This is a genomic window from Enterobacter sp. FUJ80071 (assembly GCF_038739915.1).
GTDB classification, from domain to species: Bacteria; Pseudomonadota; Gammaproteobacteria; order Enterobacterales; family Enterobacteriaceae; genus Enterobacter; species Enterobacter kobei.
On sequence record NZ_JBBXKH010000001.1, the window covers coordinates 3,945,889 to 3,959,490 of the forward strand.

General features: G+C 54.5%; 9 protein-coding genes and 1 tRNA gene. 7 read left to right on the forward strand and 3 right to left on the reverse strand.

Annotated elements, in window-relative coordinates:
- Window positions 1-11: 11 nt before the first annotated feature.
- Window positions 12-87: transfer RNA gene (locus AAER43_RS19110), tRNA-Phe, on the forward strand.
- 78 nt (window positions 88-165) lie between these two features.
- Here the strand turns inward: AAER43_RS19110 and AAER43_RS19115 are convergent.
- Both AAER43_RS19115 and AAER43_RS19120 read right to left on the reverse strand, forming a co-directional pair.
- Window positions 166-1,953, reverse strand: coding sequence for a hybrid sensor histidine kinase/response regulator (locus AAER43_RS19115; protein ID WP_050861946.1), 1,788 nt, complete (start codon window positions 1,951-1,953; stop codon window positions 166-168).
- Complete coding sequence (locus tag AAER43_RS19120; RefSeq protein WP_047344502.1) at window positions 1,950-2,582, reverse strand: response regulator transcription factor; 633 nt, start codon at window positions 2,580-2,582, stop codon at window positions 1,950-1,952. Before AAER43_RS19120 ends, AAER43_RS19115 begins: the two co-directional genes overlap by 4 nt.
- A gap of 175 nt (window positions 2,583-2,757) precedes the next feature.
- Here AAER43_RS19120 and AAER43_RS19125 point away from each other — a divergent pair, with 175 nt between their 5' ends.
- Together AAER43_RS19125 and AAER43_RS19130 are read left to right on the forward strand one after the other, a co-directional pair.
- On the forward strand, window positions 2,758-3,072 hold the full coding sequence (locus tag AAER43_RS19125) for a lipoprotein (protein ID WP_047344503.1): 315 nt from the start codon (window positions 2,758-2,760) through the stop codon (window positions 3,070-3,072).
- A 116-nt stretch (window positions 3,073-3,188) separates the two neighbouring features.
- Entirely contained in the window at window positions 3,189-6,146 is a 2,958-nt protein-coding gene (locus AAER43_RS19130) for an autotransporter domain-containing protein (protein ID WP_050861945.1), read from the forward strand.
- Window positions 6,147-6,207: 61 nt separating this feature from the next.
- Here the strand turns inward: AAER43_RS19130 and AAER43_RS19135 are convergent, their stop codons facing one another.
- Complete coding sequence (locus tag AAER43_RS19135) at window positions 6,208-6,735, reverse strand: helix-turn-helix domain-containing protein (RefSeq protein ID WP_045134821.1); 528 nt, start codon at window positions 6,733-6,735, stop codon at window positions 6,208-6,210.
- Between the two features lie 672 nt (window positions 6,736-7,407).
- Between AAER43_RS19135 and pgaA the strand changes: the two genes are divergently transcribed.
- The 4 genes from pgaA to pgaD are packed head-to-tail and all read left to right on the forward strand — an operon-like array spanning window position 7,408 to window position 13,556.
- The gene (gene pgaA, locus AAER43_RS19140; protein ID WP_057058028.1) at window positions 7,408-9,846 is read left to right on the forward strand and encodes a poly-beta-1,6 N-acetyl-D-glucosamine export porin PgaA; all 2,439 of its coding nucleotides are present in this window, start codon (window positions 7,408-7,410) and stop codon (window positions 9,844-9,846) included.
- An 8-nt stretch (window positions 9,847-9,854) separates the two neighbouring features.
- The gene (pgaB, locus tag AAER43_RS19145) at window positions 9,855-11,804 is read left to right on the forward strand and encodes a poly-beta-1,6-N-acetyl-D-glucosamine N-deacetylase PgaB (protein WP_050861943.1); all 1,950 of its coding nucleotides are present in this window, start codon (window positions 9,855-9,857) and stop codon (window positions 11,802-11,804) included.
- The gene (pgaC, locus tag AAER43_RS19150; RefSeq protein ID WP_023331300.1) at window positions 11,797-13,128 is read left to right on the forward strand and encodes a poly-beta-1,6-N-acetyl-D-glucosamine synthase; all 1,332 of its coding nucleotides are present in this window, start codon (window positions 11,797-11,799) and stop codon (window positions 13,126-13,128) included. The genes pgaB and pgaC overlap by 8 nt, the downstream gene beginning before the upstream one ends.
- Window positions 13,125-13,556 (forward strand): poly-beta-1,6-N-acetyl-D-glucosamine biosynthesis protein PgaD, encoded by a 432-nt coding sequence (pgaD, locus tag AAER43_RS19155; protein WP_014885222.1) that lies wholly within the window; start codon window positions 13,125-13,127, stop codon window positions 13,554-13,556. Before pgaC ends, pgaD begins: the two co-directional genes overlap by 4 nt.
- The last annotated feature ends 46 nt before the right edge of the window (window positions 13,557-13,602 follow it).

Genomic DNA, 13,602 nt, shown 5'->3' on the forward strand with positions numbered 1-13,602 from the left:
TGCGCCCCGTTGCCCGGATAGCTCAGTCGGTAGAGCAGGGGATTGAAAATCCCCGTGTCCTTGGTTCGATTCCGAGTCCGGGCACCAAATTTATATCAACGGACCTCCACGGAGGTCCGTTTTTGCATTCTAAGCCCGCCAAAATCAATACTTCTACACTCTCTTTTATCCATGACACCCGGACCACTGCGTCAGCAGCGCATGCAGTTTCGCCGGCTCCAGCGGCTTGCGCAGCACCAGGTACCCTTCCTGCTCAGCTTCCAGCAGAACCGGTGAATTAAATTCGCCGCTGACTATCGCGCCGCTCATATCCGGCAGACGTTCAAAAAGCGCTTTCAGGATGTCGAACCCGCTTTCGCCGGATCGCAGGCGCTGGTCGCACAGCACGGCGAACGGCGTGAAGCCGTCGTCGATTATGGCGAATGCCTCTTCAGCGGAGGCCGCACAGCGCACGTTGATTCCCCAGATGCTCATCAGGCTCTCCCAGGCTGACGTCACCAGCGGGTCGTCATCGACGACCAGGCAGGAACCGTGCAGCGGCGCATAGCGCACCGACGTGGCTGCGTGGTCATAAGCGGGCGAGGAGTCCGGTGCGATCTCTTCACCAGCAAATTGGGTGAAACGCATCCAGAATCGTGAGCCTTTACCTTCAATGGATTGCATCCCGTACTTCACCTTCATCAGCTTGGCACAACGAGCAACGACGGCCAGCCCCAACCCGTGTCCGGCGCTGTCGATCTTCCAGGCCAGCTCGGGGCGGTAGTAGGGTGAAAAGATTTTGCCCTTCTCGTCATCGGCGATACCGACCCCCGTATCCCACACCTCCACCATACACTCGTCACCGCGCGGTCGAATGGCGACCAGCACGCCGCCCCGTAGCGTGTAGCGAAGGGCGTTTTGAATCAGGTTAATCAGGGATTGTCGCACCAGCAGCGGATCGCCCATCACGTAAATGCGACGTTTTGGTCGCCAGGTGTACAGTCGCAGGGCTCGGCTGTTGGCCTCTTCGCGAAACAGTGTGATCACCGAGTCGAGCAGAACGCCGATATCCACTTTGGCAGGAGCAGAGAGTACATTCCCGGATTCAATTTTGCTGAGATCGAGCAGGGAATTGAGCATCAAATGTACGGAACGAATGCTCTGCTGCAGGTCAAGGAGTTGCGGCGTCAGGCTGTCGTCGCGGTTTCGGTGGAGGATGGCTTCAATCAGAAAACCCATGGCGTGTACGGGCTGGCGAAGATCGTGGCTGGCGGTTGTCAGAAACTGATTTTTATCCAGTAGAGCCTGCTCCGCGTCCTCTTTGGCCTGACGAAACTGTTCCGCCAGGCGTGAGCTTTTTTCCTCAAGCAGCGCCTGCTGAATAAAGAACGCATGTGAAGTTAACGCATGGCGGTAAATCGCAAAGCCGTAAAGCAGGTTCAGCATCAGTACGATGAACATCAGCTCATCCAGTCGCCAGATAATACCGAGGTTCAGTACCCCCCACGAGGCGAAGAAAAAGCGCGTAAAGGTGCTAATAACCGGGGTCAGATGCGTCGCATTGGCCGCGACGATAGCGGCGATGCTGATATTCAGTAGCAGGAAAAAGTCAAAGTTCTGCGTTTTAGGAGTAATTAAATAGAGTGATGAAATTCCCAGTCCGTGAATAAAGGCGACATTATTAATGCGCGGAAGCCAGCGTTGCAGGAGGTCCTTTTCAACATATTCTTTCGCTTCGCGCTGATAGTGTCGATGCAATATTCGTATCGCCACAGCGCATATCAGATAAATAATAATCCAGGTTATCGTTGGGCCAAGGTCATCCCCAAGCATATAAATCCAGATGGCAAAAGGAATACCGACAAAGGGCACTGCGCTAAAACTGAATACCAGCCGCAGAAAGGTATTGTTTAACAAACGGATCTGCGCAGCAGGAGAGATCCCATCGTTTTGTAAGCTCAGGAAAAATCTCATTCCGACGGTTCCTGTTTGCCATGCAGAAGCGTGATGGCTTCGACCCGACTGTTAACACCAATCTTTTTCAAAATATTGCTGATGTGTTCTTTGACTGTGGGTTCTGAAATTGAAAGCTGTGCGGCGATGCGTTTATTCGGCAGACCGCGCATAATCATATTTAACACATCTATTTGCCGCGGCGTTAAGTTAAATTTATTGAGTTTTTCATTATTCTTATTCACGGAAAATTCGTTTCCCTCAGGAAACCAGGTCTGATTATCAGCGAGTGCAAAAACAGCCTGTGAGAAAATTTCAGGAGGCTCACTTTTCAATACAAAACCATGTCCCCCGGCAGCGTGAATTTTCCGCCAGAGATCATTATTGTCGTCCCCGCTAACCACCAGGAGCCGCACCTGTGGGTAAAGTTGTTTTATCTCTTTGAGTAATTTCAATGCTGTTCCGGACGAAAGCCAAAAATCGATTACCAGCAAACGGGGCGGGCCATTATCCCTAATTTGACGGTAGCAATCCTCCTCATTCGTCACCACATACGCCTGCTTAAATCGGCATTGTGTAATCAGAAAATTGGCGATGCCGCTTGCTACCAATGGATGGTCATCAACGACCAACGCATAATTCTGTCCCAAAGGGTCCTCCTTTTACCTTCGCATCTCTGAGAGTATGGATGAATTATTATCTACCCACCCTACTTTAGGAGGGTTTTTTCGATTAGGAAAGGGAAATATATTATTCGCTGATTTGGGTAATAGAAAACATAAATACAATCAGTGAAATTAACTGATTGGATATAAAGGATAATTTATGAAAAAACCACTAATATTTTTAACCGTTACGTTGATGCTGGCCGGTTGTTCCACGCTGAAAACCGATCAGGCCATTCCACTGCTGCAGGCAGAGACCGCTAAAATGCTGGGTCTGGGCTCATCGGATGAAATAACAGTGACCAATGTTAATGGCGCCCAACCTGACGCACTAGGAGGGCAAAAACTATCTTATCGCGCTACGACGGAAAAAGGGCGTATTTTCGATTGCTCATCGATGATGATGCCCGGGATTTTGGGATCCGCACCGACGCTGAGCGCGCCAACCTGTACACCTGTTGTCACACATAAATAATTAACCCCAAATTAAAAGGCGTACATAAATAACGCCTTTTACATTTTCTCACGTATCTGAGTTTTCATATAAAAACGATTTTCCCGACATCACGCTAATGAGTACGGAGATAGCCCGTGAATAACTCTACATCGCATCTGCTAGCGGTTAAGACGCCGCTTTCCAGGCTTTACCTCGCTCTATTTTCCGCTCCGCTGTTACTGCTTTCACCTGCCGATTTCGCACGTGCAGCGGATGCAATTTTTGATGGCGACTCGCGTATTACCGACACGCTGGGTTATACCGGAGATGTTTACGTTGGACGTAATCAACGCGGAAACCTGCTGATCGATAATGGCAAAATCACCGCCTATAACATCAATATCGGTCGGCTGTTCGACGGGCAAATTTATGAAAGCATGGTCACGGTCCGTGGGCCAAACGCAGAACTTAACGCAGTGAACGATCAATACGTCCTGCGCGGCGACCTCAATCTTGGCCTCGGCACCCTCCGCGTCGAAGAGGGCGCGCTCGCCAGCGCAAAGGAGATCGTTGTCGGCACCACCCGCGGCTACGATAGCCACCTTATCGCCACGGGCGCCGGGTCTCGTGTGACCAGTAACTTTCTTAGCGTAGGCACCGATTTGGGTGCACGATCCACGCTGTTGATTGAAGACGGCGCCGCGCTCAGTACCGCCTATGATGCGCGCATTGGGAATGGTACCGGGCCGGATGAAACCGACACGCTGAGCCCGAAAGCCACCGTCACGGGGAGCGGTTCCCAGTGGAATGTTGGCCGTACGCTGTCGCTTTATGGCGATCTGGACGTGCTGAACGGCGGGGCAGTTACCGTTGGAGGCGTGCAGGTGGCGGGCGTATCCGGGGCCAGGAAGACTGCTGAGCTGGTTATTGCGGGCAAAGACTCGCGTTTTACCAGCGACAGTAATGTGAGCGTGGGTGATTATGGCAATGGCGTGCTGTCGGTTATAGACGGTGGTTCATTTTCCGCTGGCAGCAATACGCTGATCGTGGGGGAATCGGGTTCTGGCTCGAACCGGGGCGCGCTAATCATCGGCAGCCGAGGCAACATGGACACCGGCACGGGTTTGACTGAGCCAACACTTGGCACAGCCGGCGGCGCGGGTACCCTCGATTCGAACACGGCGATCAGCCTACGGGGCGGGCTATTCGGCAGCTATGTCTACTTCAACCATACCAACGAAAATTACGTCTTCAGCAACAAAATGAGCGGCGAAGGTGAGGTGATCAATACTTCCGGGCAGACAACGCTGAACGGCGATCTTTCGGCCCTTCAGGCGAACGTGACCGCGCGTGGTGGCAAAGTCATTATTGCCAGCAACATCAACACCCAGCCAGAAGACGATATTTTTGATGTTCAGACCCTTAGCGCCGAGAACGGCGGTACGCTGATCCTCAACGCGACGGCAGGATCCGACGTTAACAACGGGCAGGGTTACAGCAGCGCCGCGTCAATCAAGGCCGGCGGCACACTGGGGGGGAACGGCACGCTGGGCCAGACCGAGATCCTGTCCGGCGGGCATATCTCTCCAGGGGATGGCGATATCGGCACGTTGACGCTGAAACGGTATCTGAATTTTGTGGGCGAGTCTTTCTATGACGTCGATATCGCCGGTGATGGCCGCAGCGACCAACTACTGGTATCAGGCAAAACGACCATCAGCGATCAGGCTAAAGTACAGGTCACCGCGCTGGATCCTCAAACCAGCTACAAAACAGGCCAAAGCTATCGTATTTTAACCTCCGACGGGGGAATTGACGGTCAGTTTGCCGGAGCGATTTCCAAATCCGCCTTCCTGGACGTGGCGCTCAAGCAGAGCATCGACGCCGTTGATCTGACCATCGCGCAGAAAGAGACCGGCGGCGAGAATCCTGGAGGCGAAAACCCCGGCGGTGAGAACCCGGGCGGTGAAAATCCTGGCAGCGGCAAGCCGGGAATTTTCCAGACCGTGGCCAAAAGCAGAAACCAGTGGAATACCGCTGGCGCGCTCTCCACGCTGACGCAAAGCGGCTCGTCGCTGGCGCTTTATAACTCTCTCCTGGTGCTGAGCGCGCCGGAAGCGCGCGAGGCGTTCAACCAGCTTTCCGGTGAAGTTTATCCGTCAATGCAGTCCAATCTCATCGCCGGCAGCACGCAGGTGTTTAACGTGTTAAACCAGCGTATGCAGCGCGCGTTTGATAACGATAGCCTGCCGATACCGCCGTTAGCGATGTCGCTGGTGCAGCAGCCGGAACCGCAAAACAATGGCGTCTGGGGCCAGACCTTCAGCTCCTGGAGCCGAAACAGCGGCGACGGTAATGTGGGCAAGCTGGACGGCAACACTACTGGCTTCCTGCTGGGGGCGGACCGCAAGCTGGCGGACCATAACGTACGTGTCGGTGGCTACTTCGGCTACAGCCGCGGTGATTACGACGTCGACAGCCGTCGTTCCTCAACGAATACCGACAATTATCACCTTGGTCTTTATGCGGCAGGTCAACAGGATGCGTTCTCTCTTCGCGGTGCGCTGGGCTACACCTGGCACAAGATCGAAGGCGAGCGAAATGTTGATTTTAGCGGCTTCTCGGATCGGCTGAAGTCGGATTACGACGCCAACTCACTGCTGGCGTTCACCGAAGCGGGCTACCGTTTCGGCCAGCCAGCGATGAATGTTGAACCCTTTATTAACCTGTCCTGGATTCGACTGCATACTGACAGTTTCAGGGAAGACGGCGGTGCTGCCGCGCTGAGCGTAAATAACGAAACGATGAACACCTTCTATTCTACCCTCGGGGTGCGTGGCGTGACCGAGCTGCCGAAGAACGTTAACCTCTACGGTTCGTTAGGCTGGCAGCACGCATATGGCGATAAGAATACCTCTTCGCGCATGGCGTTTGCGGGCAGCGACGCGTTCATTACACAGGGGCAGGCCGTGGATGAGGACGTGATGGTGGGCGATATCGGCGTGAGCGTACAACTATCGCGTGCTGCGACCCTGGATGTGGGTTATCAGGGGCAATATGGTGCGGATACCCGCGTCAATTCGGTTAACGCGAATCTGCGCTGGTCGTTCTGAATTATATCCATTCAATGAACCCGCCCTCGTGGCGGGTGTTTGCTTTTAGCTTCTGACGCATTCAGGGATCGTTCCCAATCACATCCAGCAGTTTATTTTTAAAGATAAACAAACACGCCTCATTGAAGTTCTCCGCCCCCAGCCGTTCCGAAAGCGCCGTTCGTTTGCGGTAGAGGCTTTTCACCGACGTATTCAGCTCATCGGCAACGGCTTCCATCGACATCCCTGCCCTCAGCAACCGCAGCATGATCGCCTCGTGCGTGCTAAGCCGTAAGTTAAGCAGCCATTTGGTTGTCAGACGCCTGCCCTTCATGTTGAGCACCAGATTAAACAGCGACGCCATATCCGGCGCGGTGAGCGACGTGTTCATAAACAACTTCATACTGAGTAGATTCTCTTCGCGATGTCGCATATCCAGCATAACGCAGCAGATCGTTTTCCTTGTTCTGGCCGGATGGCGTATCAGGTAATCATATAAACGGAGCGGAGAACGACTATCAATCAATACAGAGTATTCGTCGGCACCATTATCAAATATGTTTCTGTCAATCGAGTCGAGCAGGATAATATCTGGAAAAAAAAGCCTCATGCCCCTGACAAGATAGCGATCCTGAGTCACTAACACTATTGAAGTTGCCACTAACCATCCCTTTTAGATTAAAGCAAGAACGCTCCTTCCGAGAGAAGGCCGCCTTCGTTTTATAGCGCTGTTATATTAACGACAAATGTATTCTGGCTTTGAACATCCCTCAATACACACATTGATGAGTAAGACTTCCTGTAGACCATCATTCAATGTCTGACATTAATTATAAATAAAAAACAATCTCAGAAAAGACACTTCGCTAAACATTAAGAATTTTTGTCATGAAACTTCCCAAACATGCACAAGAAAGTACTTTAATTGATGCTTCCATACCTCATTAAAAATATAAACAAATCTGTCACAATAAAAATAAAATACTTAAATATCATAATGTTATAAATACAAAACCCCTCCAATATAATCATAAAAAACCGCTCACTACAGAATTATCTCAAAACCACCCACCCTCTATTCACCATATTTATCCGGCAACATATCAGGTGTACATTACCGTTTACCCAATCCACCGAGATAAGGATCCATAATTACCTTTAAGTAAGTACCCCATAACGTTACTGCATTCAGATTTAATGTTCTCATTTATCGCCTTTAACGCACAGTTAAAAGGCAGCCGTGTTATGCAATGGATTCATGATAAACAAATGGCAAATAGATATGGAAAGATCGCTTCGCTTCAATACGTTATTCTTTTATCGCACCCCAGGATTATTGTTACTGTTATTACTCTTTCCTGTTCTGGTTCAGGCAACGGAATCCGTTTATGAACAACAGATTCAACAGGCGCGTAACGGTAATTACACGCCGTTTCTTGATTATCTGCAGCATTATCAGCAACAGCACGCCCTGACGCCTGAACAGGTCGCAGACTGGTTACAGGTGGCATCCTGGGCAGGTCATGATGATGAGGTGATTGAGGTCTGGCAGCGTTATGGCATTTATATGCCGCTGCCCGCTCGCGGCATTGCTGCTGTTGCCCAGGCCAGGAGAAATCAAAAAGCGTGGCAGCCAGCCTTATCGCTCTGGAAAGAGGCGTGCAGCCTTGCGCCGAATAACGATGATTATCGTATCGGCTATATCAAAACCCTGGCCGATGCCCGCATGGATGCACTCGCGCTGCAGGAAGCCCGGCAGCTGGTCACCCAAAACCCCACTCAGGCGCATCTTCAGACGCTCTCGTATGTCTGGTTACGTCAGGGAAAAAGCTGGGATCGGCTTCTGGCGGACACGCGCGCACTGGCTACCGTGCCAGAGAATAATGTCCTGCTCAGCGAGCTTGTCGACGCCCTGACGGATAACCGCGTGAATACCCCCGCGCTCGTACTTTCACAGCGGGTGCCGCTGTCCCCGGCGGAGCGTCGCCGTCTTGAACGTAACGCCGCCGCCGAAAGGGTTCGCCTTGCCGATGTGCCAGGCAGAACAGAAAAGGAGCGCCTGCAGCTTGCGCAATCTGCGCTGAATCGTTACGACGTTCTGCTTTCTCGCTGGAAAAGCGAGCCGCAGGCGGCGGAAGATGTCATCCTTGCGCGTATAGACCGGCTCGGCGCGCTGTACGCCCATGCTGATTATCCGCGGGTCATCAGCGAGTATCAGGATCTTACGGCAGCGCAGCACCCGGTGCCGGACTGGGCAATCGGCTGGGTTATCTCCGCGTATCTGCAGGAGAAAAACGCCGATGCCGCCTTCTCGCTTCTGCAACGCTATCCGCAATACGCCGCCGATCCGCAGGACGAAGAGCACGCGCTTTTCTACGCCTGGCTGGATACCGGGCAGTATCGGGCCGCCCGCCAGTATGTAGGGCGCCAGACCCGCAACGTCCCCTGGACCCGCTACGATTTCGGTTCCCCTACCCCTCAGCCGAACGATCGATGGCTCACCGGGCAGTCTCTCCGTTTTAACTATCTGCTGGCGACCCACGCCCTGCCTGAAGCCGAAAAGCTATCTCAGCGTCTGGCGACAACGGCGCCGGGCAACCAGGGATTGCAGATTGACTACGCCACTTTGCTACAGGCGCGGGGCCTGCCGCGTGCGGCCGAGCAGAAGCTGAAAATGGCGGAGTCACTGGAGCCATCAAATCTGGAGCTTGAGCAGCAGCAGGCTTACGTCGCCATGGATCTACAGGAGTGGCAAGAGATGGATTTACTGGCCGACGACGTGCTTGCTCGCGCGCCGGTCGATCGCAGTGCCCGTCGTCTGGACAGGCTCAGAACGGTTCATCATATGTCCGAGCTGCGCCTCAATGCGAGCAAGGGTTTGCACTCCGATAACCCCGTCAGCGGTACGCACGACCTGAACTGGGACGCCACGCTCTATGGCCCGCCAGTTGCGGATAACTGGCGGCTGTTTGCCGGCACCCGCTATGCAGAGGGTAATTTCGATGAAGGCAAAGGCACCAGCCGCCACCTCCTGGGCGGCGTGGAATGGCGGCCTAGTGACCTCCAGCTCGAAGCCGAGCTCTCCAGCAACCGCTATCACGGCGCGAACAAGCCGGGGGCTCGCCTTTTCACAACTTACTTTCTCACCGATAACTGGCAGCTCAGCGGCAGCCTTGAACGCGTATCTCGCACCACGCCCTTACGGGCATTACGCAACGGGATTAGCGCCAACCGGGGGGAAGGCGGCGTGCGCTGGTATCAAAACGAGCGACGTGAGTATCAGTTTAACGCCGCCGTCAGCCGCTTCTCAGACCACAACCGCCGTCAGGAATACACCCTTACGGGTAAGGAGCGTCTCTGGCAAACCCCATCCCTGACGCTGGATCTCGAACCGGGGATCGCCGCCAGTAAAAACAGCCTGCGGGACACGCTCTATTACAACCCGGCGCGGGATCTGTCCGTAACGGCCGCTCTGTCCGTCGATCATGAGATGTATCGCCATTACGACACCCTCTGGAGCCAGCAGTTCGTGGCAGGCGGCGGCAGCTACTGGCAGAAAAATCAGTCCGCCGGGGCCATCACCCTGCTGGGCTACGGACAACGCATCCAGTGGAACAACGTCATCGATACCGGCGTGATGCTGAACTGGGATAAACGCCCTTACGACGGCAAGCGCGAGAGCAATCTCTCCGTCACGTTTGATGCGACTTTACGCTTTTAAGGATGAATATGCTGAACATACGTTTTTCCGTGAGTGTGATACTCATCGGCTGGTTCTGCCTCAGCGCGAGCATTTGCGCCCAGCCACTCCCGTTTATTGCCCCCAAAGAGAGACCCCAGCTGGAGGCAAGCAAGCCCTGGCCAACGAATCGATTTCTGGTACTGGCCTACCACGACGTTGAAGATGATGCCGCCGATCAGCGCTACCTCTCCGTTCGCACCAGCGCGTTAAACGAGCAAATAAGCTGGCTTTTGCATAACGGCTATCACGCCATCAGCGTGCAGGACATTCTGGACGCCCATGACGGAAAAAGAACGCTGCCGCCGAAAGCCGTTTTGCTCAGTTTTGACGACGGCTACAGCAGCTTTTATACCCGCGTCTGGCCACTGCTTCAGGCCTGGAACGTCCCTGCCCTGTGGGCACCGGTAGGCAGTTGGGTGGACACGCCAGCAAATCAAAAGGTCAATTTTGGTGGTCTGATGACGCCCCGCGATCGCTTCGCAACGTGGGACATGGTGCGCGAGCTCAGCCAGTCTCCGCTGATTGAGATCGGCTCACATACCTGGGCCTCCCATTACGGTATCGTGGCTAACCCTCAGGGAAGCCGCGAGCCTGCCATCGCCAATCGCTTTTACGATAAGGCGACGGGCCGCTATGAAACCGATCGGCAGTTCAGCCAGCGGATCGGCGACGACGTGCGTAAAGTGACCGAGAAAATCACGCAGGTGACGGGCAAAGCACCGCGCGCCTGGGTCTGGCCTTACGGTGCCGCCAACGGTACGTCGCTCGCCATTGCCAGACAACAGGGTTACCAGCTGGCCTTTACGCTGGAAGACGGTCTGGGGGATGTAAATGACCCTGGCAACATTCCCCGTCTGCTGATCGCCGGCAATCCTTCGCTAAAAACCTTTGCCAGTACGGTCAGCCAGATCCAGGAACACGATCCCGTTCGCGTCATGCACGTCGACCTCGACTACGTTTACGATCCCGATCCGGCCCAGCAAACCCAAAACATCAACAGGCTGATTCAGCGAGTCTACGACATGAAAATCAGCCATGTTTTCCTGCAGGCGTTTGCCGACCCGCAGGGCGATGGCCGGATCAAAGCGCTCTATTTCCCCAACCGTCGGCTTCCGGTTCGCGCCGATCTGTTCAATTTTGTCTCCTGGCAGCTCCAGACCCGTGCGGGGGTGAAAGTCTTCGCGTGGATGCCGGTGCTCTCGTTCGATCTCGATCCCTCCCTGCCGCGCGTGCAGCGTCGGGATCGTCAAACGGGCCAGCTGCACGAGGCCACTGAACCTTATATCCGGCTCTCCCCGTGGAACCCGCAGGTTCGCCAGCAGGTGACGGACATCTATGAAGATCTGGCCCGCTATAGCACCTTCAATGGGATTTTGTTCCATGACGATGCGGTGCTGACGGACGTTGACGATGCCGGACAAGACGCCGCTCAGGACACAACGCGTCAGAAAAGCCGTCTGCTGATGGGCTTTACCCGTGCGCTGGGCCAGGCGGTGAAGCACATCCGGGGACCGCAGATCAAAACCGCACGCAATATGTTCGTCTTACCCATCCTTGAGCCTGAAAGCGAAGCCTGGTTTGCACAGAATTTTGATGATTTTCTGGCGACCTATGACTGGACGGTGCCGATGGCCATGCCGCTGATGGAGTCCGTTCCGGCGAACGAAAGCGACGCCTGGCTGACGCGTCTGGTTAACGTGGTCGCCGCACGGCCCGGCGCGCTCGATAAAACCATTTTCGAACTGCAGGCCAGAGACTGGGAGCAAAAAACGCAGCGTGCCGTTTCCGATAAACAGCTTGTCCAGTGGATGCGCGTTCTCCAGCTGAACGGCGTCAAAAACTACGGCTACTACCCCGACGATTTCATCAACAACCAGCCTGATATCTCCCGCATCAGGCCTGAATTTTCTTCCTACTGGTACCCTGACAATGACTGATCGCATCATCGCTTTTTCTATTTTGTGTCTGGTATTCGGGTTGCCTTTAGGCGTGGCCGCCCTTTTTACCGGCGAACTGATTCTGGATTTTGTGTTCTTCTGGCCGCTGTTCATGTCCGTGCTCTGGGTCACCGGCGGACTCTATTTCTGGTTTCAGCTTGAACGCCACTGGTCGTGGGATAAAGAGACCCCACCACCCTCGCTCGCTGGCGAGCCGCTTATTTCCATTCTGATCCCCTGTTTCAATGAGGAAAGGAACGCCAGAGAGACCATCAGCGCCGCGCTGGATCAGCGGTATAAGAATATAGAGGTTATCGCCATTAACGATGGCTCTTCTGATAACACGGCGGACGTGCTGCAGCAGCTGGCGCAGGAGCAGCCGCGCCTGCGGGTAATTAACCTCGCGGAGAACCAGGGAAAAGCCGTCGCGCTAAAAGCGGGTGCCGCGGCAGCCCGGGGCGATCTGCTGGTCTGCATTGATGGCGACGCCCTGCTCGACCGCGACACTGCGGTTTATCTGGTAGCCCCGCTGATTCAGTATCCTCACGTCGGCGCGGTCACCGGCAATCCGCGCATACGCACGCGATCCTCGCTGATTGGGCGCATTCAGGTGGGCGAGTTCTCGTCCATTATTGGCCTTATCAAACGCACGCAGCGGATCTATGGCCGGGTCTTTACCGTGTCCGGCGTCATCGCCGCCTTTCGCCGCCAGGCGCTGGCGGACGTCGGGTACTGGAGCCCGGATATGATCACGGAAGACATCGACATAAGCTGGAAGCTTCAGCTACGCCACTGGGATATCTTTTTCGAGCCGCGGGCGCTGTGCTGGATACTGATGCCGGAGACGCTCAAAGGCCTGTGGAAACAGCGCCTGCGCTGGGCTCAGGGCGGCGCGGAGGTTTTTCTGGTCAACCTTCGCAAGGTTGTGCGCTGGGAACATCATCGCATGTGGCCCCTGTTTCTGGAGTACGCGCTGTCCACGCTGTGGGCGTTCGCTTACGCGATGACGGTACTGCTGTTCATTATCAGCCAGGTCGCGCCGATTCCCGCCAGGCTGACCGTTGAGACCCTGTTCCCACCCGCGTTCACCGGTCTGCTGTTGGGCGTCATGTGTCTGCTGCAGTTCCTGGTCAGTTTGTTCATCGAGCGGCGATACGAGCGGAAGGTGGCAAGCTCGCTTTTCTGGGTGATTTGGTTCCCGATGGTGTACTGGATGATTGGCCTGTTCACTACCCTCGTCGCGTTTCCGAAAGTCATGCTTAAACGTCAGCGTGCCCGCGCGCGCTGGATCAGTCCGGACCGGGGAAAAGGAAGCATTCAATGAACGAAAATACCTTAATTTTGACTGAACATCGGCTGTTACCCCGTCTTTTCGATGCCGCGTTAACTCTGGTGGCGTGGGGAGGATTTCTGTTTTTCCTGTATGCCAGGCTGTGGATGCAGTTAACCGAAGAGAGTGAACACCGGTGGAGCGTCATTATTGCCTCCTTTAATACGGTGTTGATCTATTTGCTGTTCGCCGCGCTTAACGGATGGCTGCTGATTTTGTGGTATCAGTACAACCGCCGCCGCACGCATGTGAGGCGTCGTCAGCCGGGCTATTTTCACCAGGAGGAGCTGGCCCGCAGCTTTAATGTCTCACCACAGATCATCTCCGAGATGAGCCAGTACAACCTGCTGACGGTCTATCACGATCGGATTGGCCGTATTATTGATCTAAAGATCAGTCAACAGGACGAGGAGGAAGAGTGAAGAAACGTCCCCGCAGAATGGTCTGCGGGGAGCTATTTCGAGCGGT

Coding starts and splice junctions, on each gene's coding strand:
- AAER43_RS19115 (WP_050861946.1), bottom strand. CDS start 1,953: ATGAGATTTTTCCTGAGCTTACAAAACGATGGGATCTCTCCTGCTGCG.
- AAER43_RS19135 (WP_045134821.1), bottom strand. CDS start 6,735: ATGAGGCTTTTTTTTCCAGATATTATCCTGCTCGACTCGATTGACAGA.
- pgaA (WP_057058028.1), top strand. CDS start 7,408: ATGGAAAGATCGCTTCGCTTCAATACGTTATTCTTTTATCGCACCCCA.
- pgaD (WP_014885222.1), top strand. CDS start 13,125: ATGAACGAAAATACCTTAATTTTGACTGAACATCGGCTGTTACCCCGT.
- AAER43_RS19125 (WP_047344503.1), top strand. CDS start 2,758: ATGAAAAAACCACTAATATTTTTAACCGTTACGTTGATGCTGGCCGGT.
- pgaB (WP_050861943.1), top strand. CDS start 9,855: ATGCTGAACATACGTTTTTCCGTGAGTGTGATACTCATCGGCTGGTTC.
- pgaC (WP_023331300.1), top strand. CDS start 11,797: ATGACTGATCGCATCATCGCTTTTTCTATTTTGTGTCTGGTATTCGGG.